The following is a 19,525-nucleotide window of genomic DNA, read 5'->3' as shown; positions in this document are numbered from 1 at the left end:
TTACGACTCCAGTACCCAGGTATCTTTGCTTCCGCCACCCTGCGAGGAGTTCACGACAAGCGAGCCTCTCTGCAGAGCCACCCGCGTTAATCCGCCCGGAACAATATTGATCTGATCTCCAAATAAGATGTAAGGGCGCAGGTCCACATGTCGAGGTTCGATGTGGTCTCCTATGAGACAAGGAGCGCGAGAGAAATTGAGCACCGGCTGAGCGATGAAATTTCGTGGATCAGCCTGAATCAGATCCTTAAATTTTTCGCGTTCTTCGCTCGTGCTGGCCGGGCCGACGAGCATGCCGTATCCTCCCGATTCACCGACAGGCTTCACGACCATTTTTTCCAGGTTTTCGATGACATGCTGTCGTTTTCTGGCATCCGTGAGCAGATAGGTTTCTACGTTATTCAGAATCGGGTCTTCGTGGAGATAGTAGCGAATGATCTGCGGCACCCAGGCATAGATTGCTTTATCGTCCGCCAGCCCGGTGCCAAACGCGTTTGCCAATGTAACGTTGCCCGCTCGATACGCGTTGAGAAGGCCGGCTACACCGAGTATGGAATCGGAGCGGAAGGCGAGGGGATCGCAGAAATCATCATCGACACGACGATAAATTACGTCGACGCGACGTAATCCAGCAGTCGTTCTCATATAGACAATGTTGTCGTGTACGAGGAGATCGCGGCCCTGTACAAGCTCCACGCCCATCTGGCGCGCCAGATACGTGTGCTCGAAATAAGCGGAGTTGTAAACTCCCGGCGTCAGCAGGACGATGGTCGGTTCGGGCCTGCCCTCAGGAGCGAGAGAGCGAAGCGTGCTTAAGAGCAGTTGCGAATAATGATCGATGGGGCGGATGCGATAACTGAGGAAGAGATTTGGGAGGGTGCGCTTCATGGCACGGCGGTTGGTGAGCATATACGAGACGCCGCTGGGGACGCGCAGATTGTCCTCCAGAACCACGAATTCTCCGTTATCCAGCCGAAGAAGATCGGTCCCGGTAATCGCGATATAGATATTGCGTGGAACCTGCAAGCCGCGCATCTCGCGCCGGAAATGTTTGCAGGTATAGACGACCTCGCGGGGAACAACATTGTCGCTGAAGATTTTCCCCTCGTGGTAGACGTCATGGAGAAAGAGATTCAGTGCAGTGATTCGCTGCATGAGCCCCTTTTCAATCTGCTCCCATTCCTTGCCCGTGATGAGACGGGGAAGAAGATCGTAGGGAAAGATTCTTTCCGTGCCTTCTTCACGCCCATAGACGGTGAAGGTGACGCCCTGCGTCATGAACGACGCGTCAGAGGAAAGCTTGCGCGCCTGCAACTCGTCAGCAGGCATATCAAGAAAGGCCTGCAGCAGCTTCTCATACTCAGGCCGCACGCGGCCGTCCGCCCCGAACATTTCATCATAGGCGCCATCGATATGATAATCCGGAAGCGCCGCGTCATATGGAGGCGGCAGCCTGGTTGTCGCCACATCAACTCCTGTCTGTGATCTCGTCGCTGATTACCGTAAAGCCGGTAAGCTTTGAGGGGCCAAAGGTCGTAGTGATTGCCGCATCTACGGCGTCGCGGCCTGTTGCCATCAGGATACGTCCGACGCGTGGGAAGTTATGGCGCGCATCGAAGGTCCACCAGCGATCTCCCAGCCATACTTCAAACCAGGCGCTGAAATCCATGGGAGACGGCGTAGGCGGGATACAAATGTCTCCAAGGTATCCGGCAGCGTAGCGCGCCGGAATGTTGAGGGCGCGGCAAAAGGTGATGGCAAGGTGCTGAAAATCGCGACACACGCCTGTTCGCTCGGTGTAGACGTCCAGCGCCGTCTTGGTTGCGCGAGCCTTGGCATAGTCAAACATGATGTGAGCATGCACCCAGTTGCAGACCGCCTGGACGCGTGACCATCCCGGGTGAAGAGCACCGAAAAGATCAAACGCGATGGGAGACATAAGATCGACTTCGCAATAGCGGCTGGCTGTCAGAAATGGCAACGTCTCGGGTGGAAGATCGACCACCGGTATTTCCGGGGCATTCCAGTTCACAGCATCGGGTTGGCCTGAATCCTCGATGATGCTTTCGCTGTAAAGCCGCAACTCGCCCGGCATTGCCAGAAAGCGGCTGCAAATATTTCCAAAGGCGTCCTGATACTCCTCTACAGGAATTTCAGGCGTTGTGAGAATGGGGTCAGGACTGCGTAAATCGGCCTGACGAGAGGGGTGAACGCGGAGGAGCGAAAGGAACGGGACCTCCTGCGTCAGCTCGAAATGAATATCGTAGCCAATGCGAATCAGCATTCGCGGTATCCTGTGAGAACCAAACTTGTCGTGCCAAGGTGTGATGCTGGAAATCGGTGAGGCGGTTGAACTCTAAGGTGCAGCACAACCAGGCAAACTGCAAGGAATTTCTGGAAAAACAGGAAAAATGACATACTGCGTCGGGATCAAGACACATGAAGGCCTTGTGCTGGCATCGGACTCGCGAAGCAATGCGGGACACGACCAGGTAAATATATGCCGCAAAATGCATACTTTCGCGGTGCCCGGAGAGCGCGTTTTCGCCGTCATGGCGAGCGGAAGCCTGTCTCTCACGCAATCTGTCATCACGCTGCTTCGACAGGACTTCGATGCCGGAAAAGGTCTCGCAACCGCAGAGACTTTTTATGATGCTGTTCGCATGGTGGGGCAGTATGTCCGTCGAGTTTCTGATATGGACCGTGAGGCTCTCGAGAAGGATGAGTATAACTTCAACATTCATCTGTTGATCGGCGGACAGATCAGAGGCGAGGCTTCACAGCTTTACCTTGTCTATCCGCAGGGGAATCCTCTCAAAGTCACCCACGAGACTCCATTTCTTCAGATCGGCGAATACAAATACGGACGGCCCATTCTCGAAAGAGGGCTTGTCTATTCGAAAACCACACTCGAATCCGCAGCCCTGTATGTGCTGCTGTCGTTCGATGCGACGATGCGATCCAATGTAACGGTGGGGCCGCCGATCGAGATCATGATTTACCGCAACGACCAGCTTGAATTCGGTCAATACTGCTCCTTCAGCGCCGACGATCCGCAAATGCTCGGTATCCACAAGCAGTGGGAAATCGCCTTGCGAGACGCGGTTGAAGCGCTCCCTCCCATCGAATTCGGTGCGTGCTTGTCGAATGCCTAGCTTCGGGTACCGCTCGATACATCCATACGATTCATCGTCTGAGTTATGCGACATCTTATGAAACTACTGTCGTTCTTCTTTTGCCTTCTGATCGTCACAGGTTCAGGTGTGACGGCTTCCGCTCAGACTTCTGCTTCCCAGCGTGATCCACTTGCGCAGTCAACGCAGATGATCGTGGTCACAACATCGGGATGGAACGCGGTGAATGGACGACTACAACGTTATGAGCGCGCCACTCCAGATGACGCATGGCGCCCTGCAGGCGATGGAACTCCGATCGTCGTGGGAAAGAATGGTCTTGGTTGGGGGATCGGTGTAACGGGCACCAACGATGCCAACCTTCGGCTCGCCGCAGATCCTGTAAAGAAAGAAGGAGACGGCAAATCTCCGGCAGGCATATTCAGCCTGGGGACTGCGTTTGGTGATGCACCCACTCCCTTGACTGGAGTGAAGCTGGCTTACCTCAGCCTCACTCCATCGATCGAATGCGTCGATGACACGAGATCGAAATACTATAACCGCGTCATAGACCGCTCTACCGTTTCGGCTGACTGGAAGAGTTCAGAACATATGCGGGATGTTGGAGAAGCCTATCGCTGGGGCATCGTTGTAAATCACAACAATACGGTTGCCGGGAACAACGCAGAAAATCCAAGACCGGGAGCGGGCTCCTGCGTTTTTCTTCATATCTGGGGCGGCCCTGATCATGGGACAGCCGGTTGTACGGCAATGGCAACTCCAAAGCTGGAGACGCTGCTCCAATGGCTCGATCCCAAAAGAAATCCTCTGCTGGTACAACTGCCGGTTGACGAATATAAGCGGCTGGCGAGCCAGTGGAAATTGCCGCCCATGCCCGCGGATTGATGTCTTATGACGAAGCGCCGACAGCGGGAACCGCTACATTTTTCCTGACCATCGGTGCAACGCGGGCGCCTATGAGTTCAATGGCGTGCAGGACTTTAGCATGTGGAAGTGAGCCGGGAGTGAGCTGAATCGAGATGCGCGAGACTCCTCCAAGCGCTTCATCGATGGCGAGTATCTTCTCGGCAGTGGCTTCCGGGCTGCCTACCAGCAGCGCGCCCCTGGAGGTTCGGGTGGCGTCGAATTGCGCTCGGGTAACAGGCGGCCATCCGCGCTCCCTTCCGATTCGACTGAAGGTGTAGGCATAAGCCGGAAAAAGATCATCGGCTGCCTGCGCGGTGGTGTCGGCAACGAAGCCGATCGTGTGAACGCCTATGGCGAGTTGCTCCGGAGAATGGCCTGCGCGACGACCGGCTTCGCGATATAGATCAACCAGCGGTCGAAAACGGTGGAACTCACCGCCAATAATGGCGACAGCGAGAGGAAGACCGAGTGCACCGGCACGGGCGAAAGATGCGGGTGTTCCGCCGACTCCGATCCACACCGGCAGCGGGTTTTGTAATGGACGCGGATAGACGCCCTGCCCGGTAAGCCCGGAACGATGCTTTCCAGACCAGTGAACACGAATGTTCTCGCGAACCTTCAGCAGGAGATCGAGCTTTTCTGCAAAGATCTCGTCGTAGTCGTTGAGGTCGAAGCCGAAGAGCGGATAGGATTCGATGAAAGAGCCGCGACCGATGGTGATTTCAGCGCGTCCCTGCGAAATCAGATCGACCGTAGCGAAGTCCTGAAAGACGCGTACGGGATCGTCGGAACTGAGAACGGTAACTGCGCTGGTGAGTCGGATGCGTTTCGTGCGGGCGGCTGCGGCGGCAAGCAAGATGGCGGGCGCGGAAGAGATGTACTCCTGCCGATGGTGTTCTCCGATGCCATAGACGTCGAGACCGGCCTGGTCGGCCAGCACGATTTCTTCGAGCAGATCGTGCACCCGTTCGGCAGGACTGACGGCGACACCCTTTACGGGATCTGGCGTATTTTCAACAAAGCTGTCGATGCCTATTTCCATTGGCGGGCCTCCTCTCGCGAACCCTGTTTGCACAGTTACACAATTATGAACAGGCGCACATCCACTTTCTCGCGAAAGGTATCAGCGCCTGTCCGCGCTTATCGGTCAATTTATGCCGCTGCTGTGCGCACGGCTTCCAGGGCAGGCTTCAGGAAAGTCTCACGATCCACCGCACCCGTCATTAGCTGGGCTGCTCCACCTGCAGTTACGAATTTCACATCGGTGACACCGACGAAACCGAGGACGGCCTTCAGGTAAGGATCGATAAAGTTCATTCCGCTTGCCGGTGTGCCCGCGTCATAGACTCCGCCGCTGGCGGCAAGAATTGTAGCCTTCTTGCCATGGAGCAATCCCTGCGGTCCGCTTTCGGCATAGACGAAAGTACGTCCGCTGCGAACGACCTGATCGATCCACAGCTTGAGCACGGAAGGAATCGAGAAGTTATGCATCGCAACACCGATCACGTATTCATCTGCGCTCTCCAGATCGGCGATGAACTGGTCGGATAGAGCTAACGCTGCTTTTTGTTCCGGTGTGCGTGAATCTTCCGGCGTGAACGAGGAGTGGATCCATGCTGTATCTAACGGCTTTGGTGGCTCGGCTGAAAGGTCGCGATAGATCACCCTGCCATTGGGATGTGCGTTTTGCCAGGTTTTCACGAATTCACGCGTCAGTTCCCGGCTGATAGAGTTCTCAAGCGGGCTCGAATCGATATGTAAGAGGGTTGGCATCTTCGATCTCCTTTAGGCGACATAAGATGTTTAGACAACTTATGTCGTTTATATAGACGACACATGCTGTTTTATGGATTCTTTTTTCTGTTTGCTACCCTCTAAAGGAAGAACCATGCCAATTTCCGACTGTGAAGTACGCGACCCACGAATGCGCCGAACGAGGCAGCTGCTTCAGGGCGCCCTGCGTACTCTCATGCAATCGAAGAGCTTCGACGAGATTGCCGTGCAGGACATTACCGAGGCCGCCACCGTCAATCGGGCTACGTTCTATGACCATTACACGGACAAGTATGCACTGCTGGAATCCATGGTGGCGGGCGGCTTTCATCAGCTCCTGCACGAACGGAATGTCAGCTATGACGGGAGCTGTCCGGCTGCGGTGAGCGCCGTGATCCTGGCGACGTGCGACTATCTGACCGGGACAAAAGCCGGCGACACAGCATGTCAGCGCCAGAGCGCCTTTGAGCCGCTGGTGGAAGCGGCGGTGACCGCAGCGATTCGCAGGGTGTTGATGGCAGGCATGCCGAAATCAGCTTCTGTTGCAGATTTACCGCCAGAGGTGATCGCTACGGCTGCCAGTTGGGCCATTTATGGCGCGGTCAAGGAATGGTTCAACACCCCGGAACGGCCTTCCGCAGAATATGTGGTGCCGCGCATCATGCAATTAGTCCTCCCCATGCTTCCGTCCGCGACTTCCATAGAGGCCTCAGTCTCAGGGCATCGATGAACGAATAGCCTGAATGGTAAGGCTGGATTACGCCTGAATTGCGGATGGTTTATGAGTTGTCGGCTGGTCGGATTCTTTCGGTTTCCAGCAATGGGCGAATTCTTTGTGGGTATGGCTTGTTCCCATGACGTTGAAGGAGCGGGTGTGTTTCGAGTAGAGCACCTGTTGAATTCCGCCATGGATGGAATTCACGTTATTGTAATGGCCGATGCCCGTTCCAGCGTATTCCCGGTTCATCCTGATATAGCTATGCCATTCCGGGTGACCAGTTGAGTGAAAGCCAGAGACGTCGAGTAAGCCATCCCTGGGCTGCCATGTGATTTCCACGATTCCGCCAGTAGGCTCATGCCGTCCATCGTCCAGGATGCGGTAATTCAGGTACTGTCCGGCAAGAGAACCATACTCCCTGGTAAGCGCGCGCAGTTCCAAACGCTTGCGAAATCGGGTGCCAAGCTGCCAATCCGCCAGCACGCCCAGAATCACGCCTAATACGGACACCGCAACCAGAATCGGCCAATGGAATGTCATTTCGTACTCCTAACGCAGCAAAGACGAAGCTCTTCGTAGACTGTACGCTTGTTCTACCCTTCCAGTTCCCTCAGGTTTTTGAAACGGGGAAGTGGGATTAGTCAGGCAGGAAGAGAGATTTTGAAAATTGTGCCGCTTTTGCCGGGACGTACGCTGCTTCTCATACGAATCCTACCCTTATGACGCTCGACTATGTTCTTTGAAAGAGCCAGGCCGAGGCCGGTCCCACGCCCTTCCTTGGTGGTAAAAAAGGGTTTAAAGATTTCCGAGGAATGCTCCTTGGGAATGCCGTGGCCATTGTCGGCGATCACAAAATGAACCTCACCATCGCGTTTCCGCACTCGCAAAGAGAGGATGCCTTCCTCAGGTAAGGCGTCAACTGCATTGAGAATTAAATTCGATACGACCTGAAGCATCTGTCCTGTATGTACTTCGGCAACTATGCGTTCCGGTAGTTCCTTCAGAAGACGGATCTTCTTGGCGGCGATCGCTCTTTGATGGATGCGCAACGCGGCTTCCGCCAGTCCTACAAGATCGATGGGACGAGGCACTTGGGAGGTGCGAGCGAAGGAAAGTGTCTGATTCGCGATCTGGTTGAGCGACGCCATCTGCTCTTCAGCCAGATGCATGTAGTTCCGCACTTCCGCCGGATCATCTGCACATTCCCGTGTGAGATAAGTGATGTTCCCCAGAGCTTCCAAGGGGTTTCTGATCTCATGCATGACTTCGAGGGCGAGCTGGCCTGCGGTAGACCGTTCTTCGGACTTCCGCAAAGCCTCCGCAGCCATCGCCAATCTGGCTTCCAACTCGGCAATTTCATTTTCAGCCATTCGCTTCGCCCCAAAGCGGTACTTCTGGAGAGAACGCGAGTCAGCGTCAACTACTGGGGGTAATTCCCCACAGACCAGTCTATATACGATGCAATTTCCACAACTTCTGTCGTCTCCGGCATGTTCTGAGAATTTCGTTTGTCAGAAGACCTCGTTTGCATTCCGACAGACTCTTTTTGTATCGATCTCTTTAGTGAAATATACGCTCGCATCTGAAACTCCATATCTGAAGCGATGGAGATATCGGGAAAGACGCGTATAAATACACTATTGAAGTCTGATTATCTCGGAGCACAACATGAGCCGGGTGCTGTTGATTGGCAATCAAGCCCAAGTGAGCCGCGAGATCGGCGAGGCGCTTCTGGCTGCCGGTTTTCCTATGGATTACGCGGCAGGCCACGCCGATGCCCTTCAGCGATTACGTGCTCTGGCATTTGGAGTCGTCATTACCAGTCCCGACAGCTTTGTCGACGAGGACCTGGCGCTGCTGGAAGAGATGCGCGGCATCCGGCCCGGGGTAAAGTGCATCGTCCTGGCGCACAGCAGCACTCCGGACGAAGTGATCGCTGCCCTGCGTGCGCGGATCTTCGCCTGCTTCACTCCTCCATTTGACTCCCATGAGATTGCGACTCTGGCCATGAGCGCCGCCTCTGACAATGAATGGCGAGATGACATTCAAGTGTTGTCAGCCAAGCCCGGCTGGGTGTCGGTTCGTCTTAATTGCCGTCTCATCACGGCTGAACGTCTGATGACTTTTGCCAAGGAGCTTAGCGTTCAACTGCCCGAGAACACGCGGGATGAGATGATGCAGGCGCTGCGAGAGATTTTGCTGAATGCCATGGAACACGGAGCAGCGTTTAATCCTGAACAGGTAGTTGAAGTGACAGCCGTTCGCACCGCACGATCCATGGTGTTTTACGTACGTGATCCGGGGGCCGGCTTCCGCCGCGAATCGCTGACTCATGCGGCCATCGCAAATCCGTCTGATGATCCCGCGGCCCACATTGCGCAGCGCGAAAAAGTAGGAATGCGTTCCGGCGGCTACGGCCTTCTGCTGGCGGCTGGCACTGTGGATGAGCTGATCTATAGCGAGATCGGCAATGAAGTGCTGCTGATCAAATATGTTTCAGCGCCTGAGATCACACCGTCTGATATGTCGCAATAAATAATGGAACGACAGGCGCTCCAGCTTTCACCTGACTGCGGGCTGCAACAGATCGTCCGCTTATGTTACATTCGCGCTCAATGCGAAATCTCAGATTATTCGGTCGTCTGTTGCCGGGGCTTTGCCTGGGTGCTGCTTCAATGGTATTGATGGCGCAAAGCGCGCCGCGGGCTGTTCTGCTGGTCGCGAATCAGAAGGATCAAAGCCTGAGTGTGATCGATCCAGAGACGAACAAACAAATTGCTGCGGTTCCCGAAAATGCATATACGGGACACGAAGTTGCTGCCTCTCCGGATGGAAAGACGGCATACGTGCCGATCTATGGAAATTCAGGTGTGGGTAAGCCGGGCACGGATGGAAGCACGATGGACATCATCGATATCGCCAGCCATAAAGTCACACACACTCTCGACTTCGGCCGTGGCGTGCGGCCGCATTGCGCGAAGTATGACAAAGCCAGCGGACTGCTGTATGTAACGACGGAGCTGGATCATTCTGTAACAGCGATTGATCTGAATACGGGCAAGATTGCTGGAACGATTCCGACTGGACAGGCCGAGTCGCACATGCTGGCGATTACGCGTGACGGACATTACGGGTATACGGCGAATGTGGGACCGGGAACGGTCTCGGTGCTTGATCTGAAAGCGCGCAAAAACGTGACCGTAATTCCGGTTGCGACGCATGTGCAGCGCATCTCGCTATCGAATGATGACAAATCAGTTTTTACGGTCGACTATACGAAGCCGCGGCTCGCTGTGATCGACACGGCGACAAACAAAGTCAAGACGTGGGTGGAGTTGCCTTCCATCGGCTACGGAACGGCGTCGACGAAAGACGGGCACTGGTTGCTGGTGGCGCTGACTTCAGCGAATAAAGTGGCAGTCGTGGATCTCACCACGTTGAAAGTGGCACGCACTATCGATGTTCCCGAAGATCCCACGGAAATCCTTGTTCGGCCCGATGGCGCGATGGCATATGTTTCCTGCGGAGCAAGCGGCAAGGTGGCAGCGCTCGATATTCCACAGTGGAAAGTGACGGCCACCATCGACGCAGGAAAGGGCGCTGATGGCCTGGCCTGGGCGCATTTCTAATATGTGCCTGTAGTGATTACAATTTTCCCGTATAGATCTGGCGAAGCGTTTCCGGTAGAAGAGTCACATCGCGCGAAAGGATGGCATCGCCAGTGAGTCCGAATGTACGGAGATTGGCGTCGGCAAGATATCCGATGAACTGGCTTGCATCGAGACGCTTAATGCGAAGCGCGGAAGCAGTAGCTGGCTCGATGGAGTCAGGACGTGAAACCTCAAACAGGACGATCTCCGGCCTGAGGCTTGGCCATACTTGCTCGAGCTGTTGGTAGCTGCTGGCCAAATCAACGTGGAATCCGCCTTTACGCAGGACATCGCGTATGGGGGAGGCCAGCAAATAATCGTCACTGCTAAATAAGATCCGAGGCGAAGACGAAGTATCCATTTTTTAGAACTTCCATTCTCCTGTCTTCCATGTCGCCGATGATTTTCTCTGCTTCGGCATCACTTCGAAGTGCCCAACCCGGACTTTAAACAAAAAACCAGCGTGTCCGGTGGGCGCAGCTATTAGGGCAGTTGCAATGCCAAACGTGAAATTCACTAAGTAACTGATAACGGGAGCTATTCAGAGAGGCCGCGCGGGCAACCTTTTGCGTGTCGGCAAACTGTTCCGGTTATCGAGAAGTTTTGACACCACTTAGCAGGATTAGCGCTAAGATACTGCTGAACGCCGGTTAATAAAGGTTAAGTTAACCCTGGAAAAGTCTTTCGCCGCAGGCGACTGGATGAGATAACTTCATTGATATGTACGGTCCGGCGAATACGGCGCTTCATGAATTGCAGCACTCGACCTACGTGCGCTTTTCGCTTCTGGCCTTCAGCTCGATCTTTTTCCTTGTAGATCCGTTCGCGGCGATCGGTTCCTTTCTGGCCATCACTGCCGGCGCCGACGGGCCGCGCCGCAAGCGCATGGCCTTCAAGGCTTCGCTGACGTGTTTTATTGTGCTGACGGCGTTTGCCTTTGCCGGGCAGTTTATCTTCAGCCTTTTCGGCATTAAGCTGCCGGCGTTTGAAATTGCGGGTGGGTTGATTCTGCTTTTAATCGGCATCGACATGCTGGAGGCGAAGCGGTCGCCTACGCAGGAGTCCTCTGACGAAACGATTGAGGCGACGGCCAAAGAAGATGCGGGGATTGTGCCACTGGGAATTCCAATGCTTGCCGGGCCGGGTGCGATTTCAAGCGTAATGGTCCTGGTGGGGCAGGCTCCGAACTACTGGCAGATGTTCGCTATTGTTGGCTCGATTGCGATTACAGCCGTAGCCAGCTATGGCGTACTAAACGGCGCAAGTCGAGTCCAGAAGCTGCTGGGCGAGACCGGAATTCGAATACTGGTGCGCATTATGGGACTGCTGCTGGTGGCGCTGGCGGTGCAGTTCTTTGTCAATGGATTGACGGACCTGGGCGTGATCGCCAAGCAGGTCTAGCCCTCCAGGCACACGCGCTTCGCGCTGTTTGGCGAATTTACTGCATCGCTCCGCAAAATGTGTATGACGAGAATAAAAACCCATTGCATTGTTGCTCTTCTGCTGACAACCGTTTTAGCGGTTCCTGCCCACGCACGTTTTGTGCAGCCGGCGCCCTGCAAGAATTCATTTACTCAGGATCGCGAGATTGCCGAAGGAAAGAAGGCCGCGGCACTGGTTTACAAGGAGATGCCAGTGCTGCCGGATTCGAGTCCGGTAACGCAGTATGTGCAGCAGCTTGGGGCGAAGCTGGTGCAGTTTGCGCCGGGGTATCAATGGCCTTTTTCATTCCATGTGGTGAATCAAGCCGATATCAATGCCTTTGCGCTGCCCGGTGGGCCAATTTTCGTGAACCTGGGAACGATTCAGGCGGCGGAGACCGAGGCGCAGCTTGCGGGCGTGATGGCGCATGAGATTTCGCATGTGGTGATGCGGCATGCGACCTGCAACATCACCAAGCAACAGGGCCAGGCCCCATGGTGGGCGCTGGGACAGCTGGCGGCTGGTGTCCTGTTGCCAGGTGCGGGAGGCGCGCTGGCGGCGGAAGGAGTAGGCGCGGCAGCGGGTATGACCTTTCTGAAGATGGGCCGCGATGCGGAGAAGCAGGCCGACCTCATGGGCGCAGATATGGCTTATGACGCCGGGTACGATCCACGCGGCATGGTGCAGTTTTTCGAAATCATTCAGGGGAAATATGGCGAAGGCGGGTCGCAGTTCCTGAGCGACCATCCCAACCCCGGGAACCGGACGGAGTATGTAAATGCCGAGATTGCCACGTTGCCGCCGCGTGAGCACTGGATAATGACGACGCCCGAGTTCCAGAAGATTCACAAGCTGGTGAGCGGGATGCATGCGTACTCGGCCAAAGAGATCGCGAGCGGCGCGTGGAAAAAACATGGCGCAAATGCAGCTCCGGGAGGATCGCAGCCGGTGGATCTTCGCCCCTCCGGCGGCTGGAAAACGCTCGATAGCAGTGGGTTTTCGGTCCAATATCCGGGAAGCTGGCAGGCTTTAGAGAAGGCGGGTGCGGGAGCGACGATTGCGCCGGCGAACGGTGTGGTCGCGGCGGATACAGATAACAGCACAGTGATTTACGGCGTCATCATCGATAATTTTCAACCGCAGCAGGGCGCCGATCTGGAGGCGGCTACCAATCAGCTGATCGCCGGCATTCAGAAGGGAAACCCCGGAGTGAAGGCGGCGACAGAAATGGAAGACGTGCGGGTGAACCAGCTGCCTGCAAAGAGTGTCGAGTTCCTGAACCAGAGCACTTCAGCCGGAGGAACGGAGCGGGATTGGCTGGTGACTATTGCGCGCGGAGATGGATCGCTGAGTTATCTGGTATTTGTGGCGCCGCAGAAAGATTTCGAAGCATTACGGCCTACATTTGAGCAGATTTTGCGAACATTTCGTATGAACAGGTAGGAATAATCCCGAGCTATAGGCCTTTGTGGCTCGCGATCAGACTCCCGTTTTCGCGCCTTCAGCACGAAAACCAAGATGGCCGAAGGGCTTATCCGGGGCTGTGTACCTGTAAATCGCCGCTGAAATTACGAATTGCGAAGCGGTGGCAGCCGCATGAACACTGTGTAAACGTCGCTTTTCAACAAGCATTCACAGTTTTCAACAGTTGCAATGAGGCTCCCCGGTTGCTAATATTCATCTTGTCGCAACGATGTGAGCGAGACGCTGAGAGGCGGACGCGAGCAAAGACGCGGTCGAAGTTGCAAAATGCAACAGGCTGCGGTAAGATAAAAAACGACACAGAAGAGCAGTGGCAAGGATCGCTTCGCACCCGGGATAGAGTCCTGAGTAGATTGCGAAGCCGAAGTGAGAGTTCGACAGACGCTGAGAGCGTCACTAAGAGCGAACAATCCATTGCAGGTTGAGGGTTTTTACCCTTCAGGGCTGAGTGCCCGATCGCAGAGTATGCTCTGCGGTTGATCTTTCAAAGTTTAGCGCTGTGCGGAACTGAACGGGGCAACCCGGAAGGCGATGCGAAGAAGACGTTGCGAGACGCGGATGCTATAAGTGCTCCTCTCGCTACAGAAGTTCGAAGATGGGGCGGAATGGCTGAACTAGAAAGTTCAGAAAAGCCTTGACGGACGCAAGAATCTTCGATAGTCTTAGAAAGTTCGCGCAAAAACGGCGCAACAAGTTCGAGGACGCGTGACGCAGTCACGCTCTCGATCCAAAGCAGCCCGCTTAGGCGGTCACTGTGAGGATCTTTGACAATCAGGTTGAACATGCCAGTCGTGAGAATGGAAGAAGAATTGGTTTGATCATTCTCACTATATTATGCTCTGCAATCTTTCGAGCATTGCAGGGCGATTGCCTTAGCTGACCTCCGTCAGTTAAGTGCAGTCATCAGGTTTCAAACGAGAGTTTGATCCTGGCTCAGAATCAACGCTGGCGGCGTGCCTAACACATGCAAGTCGAACGAGAAAGGGACTTCGGTCCTGAGTAAAGTGGCGCACGGGTGAGTAACACGTGACTAACCTACCCTTGAGTGGGGAATAACTTCGGGAAACCGAGGCTAATACCGCATAACACCTACGGGTCAAAGGAGCAATTCGCTTAAGGAGGGGGTCGCGGCAGATTAGTTAGTTGGCGGGGTAATGGCCCACCAAGACAGTGATCTGTATCCGGCCTGAGAGGGCGCACGGACACACTGGAACTGAAACACGGTCCAGACTCCTACGGGAGGCAGCAGTGGGGAATTTTGCGCAATGGGGGAAACCCTGACGCAGCAACGCCGCGTGGAGGATGAAGTCTCTTGGGACGTAAACTCCTTTCGATCGGGACGATAATGACGGTACCGAGAGAAGAAGCCCCGGCTAACTTCGTGCCAGCAGCCGCGGTAATACGAGGGGGGCGAGCGTTGTTCGGAATTATTGGGCGTAAAGGGTGCGTAGGCGGTTCGGTAAGTCTTATGTGAAATCTTCGGGCTCAACTCGAAGTCTGCATGAGAAACTGCCGGGCTTGAGTGTGGGAGAGGTGAGTGGAATTTCCGGTGTAGCGGTGAAATGCGTAGATATCGGAAGGAACACCTGTGGCGAAAGCGGCTCACTGGACCACAACTGACGCTGAGGCACGAAAGCTAGGGGAGCAAACAGGATTAGATACCCTGGTAGTCCTAGCCCTAAACGATGATCGCTTGGTGTGACGGGTACCCAATCCCGCCGTGCCGAAGCTAACGCGTTAAGCGATCCGCCTGGGGAGTACGGTCGCAAGGCTGAAACTCAAAGGAATTGACGGGGGCCCGCACAAGCGGTGGAGCATGTGGTTTAATTCGACGCAACGCGAAGAACCTTACCTGGGCTCGAAATGTAGTGGACCGGGGTAGAAATATCCCTTCCTAGCAATAGGCTGCTATATAGGTGCTGCATGGCTGTCGTCAGCTCGTGTCGTGAGATGTTGGGTTAAGTCCCGCAACGAGCGCAACCCTTATTACCAGTTGCCATCATTTAGTTGGGCACTCTGGTGAGACCGCCTCGGATAACGGGGAGGAAGGCGGGGATGACGTCAAGTCCTCATGGCCTTTATGTCCAGGGCTACACACGTGCTACAATGGCCGGTACAAACCGTCGCAAACCCGCGAGGGGGAGCTAATCGGAAAAAGCCGGCCTCAGTTCGGATTGGAGTCTGCAACTCGACTCCATGAAGCTGGAATCGCTAGTAATCGCGGATCAGAACGCCGCGGTGAATACGTTCCCGGGCCTTGTACACACCGCCCGTCACATCACGAAAGTGGGTTGCACTAGAAGCAGGTGAGCCAACCGCAAGGAGGCAGCCTTCCAAGGTGTAATTCATGATTGGGGTGAAGTCGTAACAAGGTAGCCGTAGGAGAACCTGCGGCTGGATCACCTCCTTTCTAAGAGAGAACGTCATGGCAGTCTTATGTATCCGCGATAGCGGACGGCGAAAGCCGCTCATGAGATGTGCCATACACCCCTCAGATGAGTCCCTGACTCAAATGAGGGAGCCTGAATCAAGCCTTCTCTGCTTCTTCCTGCTTTTTACGATGGTCATCGACGGCGTAGCTGTCGAGCTGTTCAGCCTGGTCCTCGAAAACTTTCTCGAGTACGTGAATACGAGCATCGGGCTCAGCCTGGCGCCTTGCGTTTAGAATAAGGCGTGAGTCGTCTGGGCGGAATGCGGGCCTGTAGCTCAGTTGGTTAGAGCGCACCCCTGATAAGGGTGAGGTCGGTAGTTCGAATCTACCCAGGCCCACCATAACTTAAGATGGGGCTGTAGCTCAGCTGGGAGAGCACCTGCTTTGCAAGCAGGGGGTCAGGAGTTCGATCCTCCTCAGCTCCACCAACTCCGTATAAGAGACTGCCTGAAGGTGGATATCTTCAAAGATATCGATCTTTGGGCAGACCGAACGCAAGTAGATTCGGTATGTTCGATTCGCCTGAGGGCGAGCGTCAGCGAAAGCTGTTGCCTGGATGTTTGACAACGAAATCGATTGGGTAATTTATTACAAGGCTGAGCAAGGCTTTGTTTCACGGATCTAGATTTGAAGTTCTAGATAAGACTGTGGGGCTAAGTCATGTTCAAGTTGAGTGTCTTTAGAATATTTAAGAAGTTTAACTAATTAGTAGTGACGTGACTGTCGGCATACGTAAGTTGTTATGCAGATAAGACGGCACTCAGGCGGCAATACAAGACATAGTTTTATTCCTGCATGGAATTAATTCTATGGTCAAGCTACTAAGGGCGCACGGTGGATGCCTTGGCAGAAACAGGCGATGAAGGACGTGGCAAGCTGCGAAAAGCTTCGGGGAGCCGCACACAGGCGTTATATCCGAAGATGTCCGAATGGGGAAACCCTCCTGAGCAAACCTCAGGAACGGCCCGCTGAATACATAGGCGGGCACGAGCGAACCCAGGGAAGTGAACCATCTCAGTACCTGGAGGAAAAGAAAGAAATCTCGATTCCGAAAGTAGTGGCGAGCGAAATCGGAATAGCCCAAACCCGTTGCATTTCGGTGTATCGGGGGTTGTAGGACCAGCAACAGTAGAGTTACCAATCCGGTAGTTAGTCGAATCCTCTGGAAAGGGGATCCACAGAGGGTGACAGACCCGTAGACGAAAACTATCCGGACTCGAAGCTGGCACCTGAGTAAGGCGGGGCACGTGAAACCCTGCTTGAATCCACGGAGACCATTCCGTAAGGCTAAATACTCGTTTCTGACCGATAGTGAACCAGTACCGTGAGGGAAAGGCGAAAAGAACCCCTGTTAGGGGAGTGAAAAGTACCTGAAACCGTGTGCCTACAAGCAGTGGGAGGGCTATGCGCGCAAGCGAATGCCTGACCGCGTGCCTATTGCATAATGAGCCGGCTAGTTATTCTTGTCAGCAAGGTTAAGCGTAAGCGAGCCGAAGCGAAAGCGAGTCTTAATAGGGCGATTTAGTTGGCAGGAATAGACGCGAAGCGGGATGATCTACCCTTGGCCAGGTTGAAGGTGAGGTAACACTCACTGGAGGACCGAACCGGTGTTTGTTGAAAAAAGCTCGGATGAGCTGAGGGTAGGGGTGAAAGGCTAATCAAATTCCGTGATAGCTCGTTCTCTCCGAAATAGCTTTAGGGCTAGCCTCGGATGATTTGCTGTGGTGGTAGAGACCTGGATGGACTAGGGGGCTTTCCGGCTTACTGAATCCAACCAAACTGCGAATGCCACAGACAACCAGTCCGGGAGTCAGACAGTGGGGGCTAAGCTCCATTGTCGAGAGGGAAACAGCCCAGACCGCCTGCTAAGGTCCCCAAGTTACAGTTAAGTGGGAAAGGAAGTCGGAACGCCCAGACAGCCAGGAGGTTGGCTTAGAAGCAGCCATCCTTTAAAGAAAGCGTAATAGCTCACTGGTCAAGCGGTCCGGTGCCGACAATATAACGGGGCTAAAACTGTACACCGAAGCAGCGGATGCACACCTATGGTGTGCGTGGTAGGAGAGCATTCTCAACAGCGGTGAAGCCAGACTGAGAAGACTGGTGGAGCGTTGAGAAGAGACCCTGCCGGCATAAGTAGCGATAATGAATGTGAGAACCATTCACGCCGAAAGTCTAAGGTTTCCTGAGGAAGGTTAATCCGCTCAGGGTTAGGCGGTCCCTAAGGCGAGGCCGAAAGGCGTAGCTGATGGACATCCGGTTAATATTCCGGACCTCCCAACTCTCGTTTGACGATGGGGAGACGCAGAAGGATAAGCAGGGCCTCCTATGGCTATGGGGCTTGATGCGCGTAAGCTGGTTCCGATAGGCAAATCCGTCGGAGCTTAACAGTGAGGCGCAAAACAGTAGGGTGTATACCCGAAAGCTGCTGAGTTCACGCTGCCGAGAAAATCCTCTAAGGAGAGTAGTTGGGAACCGTACCCCAAACCGACACAGGTAGACGAGGAGAATATCCAAAGGCGCTCGAGTGAAAGCTTGTTAAGGAACTCGGCAAATTAGACCCGTAACTTCGGGAGAAGGGTCGCCCACCTCTGGTGGGCCGCAGTGAAACGCATACGGCGACTGTTTAACAAAAACACAGGTCTCTGCAAAGTCTAAAACGACGTATAGGGGCTGACGCCTGCCCGGTGCCGGAAGGTTAAAAGGAGAGGTTAGCCGCAAGGCGAAGCTTTGAATTGAAGCCCCGGTGAACGGCGGCCGTAACTATAACGGTCCTAAGGTAGCGAAATTCCTTGTCGGGTAAGTTCCGACCTGCACGAATGGCGTAACGATCGTATGACTGTCTTAACGAGTTGCTCGGCGAACTTGTAGTACCGGTGAAGATGCCGGTTACCCGCAGCTAGACGGAAAGACCCCGTGCACCTTTACTACACCTTAACTATGAATTATGACTCTTACTGCGCAGGATAGGTGGGAGGCTTTGATCCCAGACTCTCGGGTTTGGAGGAGCCACCGGTGAGATACCACCCTGTGAGTGTTGTGATTCTAACCTACTCCCGTGATCCGGGAGAGGGACATAGTTAGGCGGGTAGTTTGACTGGGGCGGTCGCCTCCTAAATTGTATCGGAGGCGCGCGAAGCTACTCTCAGACTGTTTGGAAATCAGTCGTCGAGTGCAAAGGCATAAGAGTGGTTAACTGTGAGACCTACAAGTCGAGCAGATGCGAAAGCAGGCCTTAGTGATCCGGTGGTTCTGTATGGAAGGGCCATCGCTCAACGGATAAAAGGTACGCCGGGGATAACAGGCTGATCATTGCCAAGAGTTCATATCGACGCAATGGTTTGGCACCTCGATGTCGGCTCATCGCATCCTGGAGCTGTAGAAGGTTCCAAGGGTTAGGCTGTTCGCCTATTAAAGCGGTACGTGAGCTGGGTTCAGAACGTCGCGAGACAGTTCGGTCCCTATCTGCTGTGGGCGTAGGAGATTTGAAGAGGGCTGTCCTTAGTACGAGAGGACCGGGATGGACGAACCTCTTGTGTTCCAGTTGTCATGCCAATGGCACGGCTGGGTAGCGAAGTTCGGTTGTGATAACCGCTGAATGCATATAAGCGGGAAGCACGCTCTAAGATGAGATCTCCCTGAAGGGTCCAGGAAGACCACCTGGTTGATAGGCTGGATGTGGAAGCGCAGTAATGCGTGTAGCTTACCAGTACTAATCGCCCGTTCGGCTTGTCCATAGAATTAATTCTGTGCAGTAATGCCGCACTGAAGATATTCAACAAGCCTTGTAAAATACGCTTGGTCAAAGTAACAAGATTCAAGGGAAATATTCCCGATCGATTTCGTTGTGAGATATTAGGTTGGATAATGGCGCCAGTTTGCCGTTTTCGCGTCCGGGAGAAACAGCCCGTTTTTAGACGCTACTGGCTGCGGGAGAAACAGCCCGCCAAGCGCCGCCCAAGTTTTTAAGGCGTCGAGACCTAGCAAGTAACGCTTAGGCTCGGCTCAAGGC

Annotated in this window: 15 protein-coding genes, 2 tRNA genes and 2 rRNA genes; 12 read left to right on the top strand and 7 right to left on the bottom strand. The window is 54.3% G+C overall.

Going from position 1 to position 19,525, the window contains the following annotated elements:
* Both GSQ86_RS06365 and GSQ86_RS06360 read right to left on the bottom strand, forming a co-directional pair.
* Complete coding sequence (locus GSQ86_RS06365) at positions 1–1,392, bottom strand: circularly permuted type 2 ATP-grasp protein (protein WP_158749168.1); 1,392 nt, start codon at positions 1,390–1,392, stop codon at positions 1–3.
* Between the two features lie 76 nt (positions 1,393–1,468).
* On the bottom strand, positions 1,469–2,284 hold the full coding sequence (locus tag GSQ86_RS06360) for a transglutaminase family protein (RefSeq protein WP_158749122.1): 816 nt from the start codon (positions 2,282–2,284) through the stop codon (positions 1,469–1,471).
* A gap of 127 nt (positions 2,285–2,411) precedes the next feature.
* Here GSQ86_RS06360 and GSQ86_RS06355 point away from each other — a divergent pair, with 127 nt between their 5' ends.
* The gene (locus tag GSQ86_RS06355; protein WP_158749121.1) at positions 2,412–3,155 is read left to right on the top strand and encodes a peptidase; all 744 of its coding nucleotides are present in this window, start codon (positions 2,412–2,414) and stop codon (positions 3,153–3,155) included.
* 57 nt (positions 3,156–3,212) lie between these two features.
* Positions 3,213–4,019 (top strand): L,D-transpeptidase, encoded by an 807-nt coding sequence (locus GSQ86_RS06350; RefSeq protein ID WP_216841033.1) that lies wholly within the window; start codon positions 3,213–3,215, stop codon positions 4,017–4,019.
* A gap of 4 nt (positions 4,020–4,023) precedes the next feature.
* On the opposite strand, the gene GSQ86_RS06345 is transcribed toward GSQ86_RS06350, so the two are convergent.
* Both GSQ86_RS06345 and GSQ86_RS06340 read right to left on the bottom strand, forming a co-directional pair.
* The gene (locus tag GSQ86_RS06345; RefSeq protein WP_158749119.1) at positions 4,024–5,082 is read right to left on the bottom strand and encodes an LLM class flavin-dependent oxidoreductase; all 1,059 of its coding nucleotides are present in this window, start codon (positions 5,080–5,082) and stop codon (positions 4,024–4,026) included.
* A gap of 110 nt (positions 5,083–5,192) precedes the next feature.
* Complete coding sequence (locus GSQ86_RS06340; RefSeq protein WP_158749118.1) at positions 5,193–5,813, bottom strand: FMN-dependent NADH-azoreductase; 621 nt, start codon at positions 5,811–5,813, stop codon at positions 5,193–5,195.
* Between the two features lie 151 nt (positions 5,814–5,964).
* Here GSQ86_RS06340 and GSQ86_RS06335 point away from each other — a divergent pair, with 151 nt between their 5' ends.
* Positions 5,965–6,543, top strand: coding sequence for a TetR/AcrR family transcriptional regulator (locus tag GSQ86_RS06335; protein WP_254062192.1), 579 nt, complete (start codon positions 5,965–5,967; stop codon positions 6,541–6,543).
* A 27-nt stretch (positions 6,544–6,570) separates the two neighbouring features.
* Here the strand turns inward: GSQ86_RS06335 and GSQ86_RS06330 are convergent, their stop codons facing one another.
* Together GSQ86_RS06330 and GSQ86_RS06325 are read right to left on the bottom strand one after the other, a co-directional pair.
* Positions 6,571–7,071, bottom strand: a complete 501-nt coding sequence (locus tag GSQ86_RS06330; protein ID WP_158749116.1) for a LapA family protein — start codon at positions 7,069–7,071, stop codon at positions 6,571–6,573.
* Between the two features lie 101 nt (positions 7,072–7,172).
* Positions 7,173–7,901: a sensor histidine kinase gene (locus GSQ86_RS06325; RefSeq protein ID WP_158749115.1), complete on the bottom strand. Its 729-nt coding sequence runs from the start codon at positions 7,899–7,901 to the stop codon at positions 7,173–7,175.
* A 298-nt stretch (positions 7,902–8,199) separates the two neighbouring features.
* Here GSQ86_RS06325 and GSQ86_RS06320 point away from each other — a divergent pair, with 298 nt between their 5' ends.
* Positions 8,200–9,066 carry an ATP-binding protein gene (locus GSQ86_RS06320; protein ID WP_158749114.1) on the top strand — a complete coding sequence of 289 codons (867 nt, stop codon included), beginning with the start codon at positions 8,200–8,202 and terminating at the stop codon, positions 9,064–9,066.
* An 80-nt stretch (positions 9,067–9,146) separates the two neighbouring features.
* Complete coding sequence (locus GSQ86_RS06315; protein WP_158749113.1) at positions 9,147–10,160, top strand: cytochrome D1 domain-containing protein; 1,014 nt, start codon at positions 9,147–9,149, stop codon at positions 10,158–10,160.
* Positions 10,161–10,176: 16 nt separating this feature from the next.
* Here GSQ86_RS06315 and GSQ86_RS06310 read toward each other — a convergent pair whose 3' ends face one another.
* Positions 10,177–10,494, bottom strand: coding sequence for a hypothetical protein (locus GSQ86_RS06310; protein WP_158749112.1), 318 nt, complete (start codon positions 10,492–10,494; stop codon positions 10,177–10,179).
* Between the two features lie 407 nt (positions 10,495–10,901).
* Between GSQ86_RS06310 and GSQ86_RS06305 the strand changes: the two genes are divergently transcribed.
* The 7 genes from GSQ86_RS06305 (at position 10,902) to GSQ86_RS06275 (ending at position 19,250) form a co-directional block, all read left to right on the top strand.
* Positions 10,902–11,582 carry a MarC family protein gene (locus tag GSQ86_RS06305; RefSeq protein ID WP_158749111.1) on the top strand — a complete coding sequence of 227 codons (681 nt, stop codon included), beginning with the start codon at positions 10,902–10,904 and terminating at the stop codon, positions 11,580–11,582.
* Positions 11,583–11,645: 63 nt separating this feature from the next.
* A complete protein-coding gene (locus GSQ86_RS06300; RefSeq protein WP_254062191.1) occupies positions 11,646–13,046 on the top strand; it encodes a M48 family metallopeptidase in 1,401 nt (466 codons plus the stop codon).
* 949 nt (positions 13,047–13,995) lie between these two features.
* Positions 13,996–15,495: ribosomal RNA gene (locus GSQ86_RS06295) — 16S ribosomal RNA — on the top strand.
* 102 nt (positions 15,496–15,597) lie between these two features.
* Positions 15,598–15,750 carry a hypothetical protein gene (locus GSQ86_RS06290; protein ID WP_158749109.1) on the top strand — a complete coding sequence of 51 codons (153 nt, stop codon included), beginning with the start codon at positions 15,598–15,600 and terminating at the stop codon, positions 15,748–15,750.
* 30 nt (positions 15,751–15,780) lie between these two features.
* Positions 15,781–15,857: transfer RNA gene (locus GSQ86_RS06285), tRNA-Ile, on the top strand.
* An 11-nt stretch (positions 15,858–15,868) separates the two neighbouring features.
* Positions 15,869–15,944: transfer RNA gene (locus GSQ86_RS06280), tRNA-Ala, on the top strand.
* Between the two features lie 383 nt (positions 15,945–16,327).
* A 23S ribosomal RNA gene (locus GSQ86_RS06275) occupies positions 16,328–19,250 on the top strand.
* Together the 16S and 23S rRNA genes with 2 tRNA genes alongside form the textbook arrangement of a ribosomal RNA operon.
* Positions 19,251–19,525 lie beyond the last annotated feature (275 nt).

The organism is Acidobacterium sp. S8, from assembly GCF_009765985.1.
GTDB lineage: Bacteria > Acidobacteriota > Terriglobia > Terriglobales > Acidobacteriaceae > Alloacidobacterium.
Note: the sequence above shows the minus strand (reverse complement) of the source record. Positions and strands in the feature narration are given on the sequence as shown.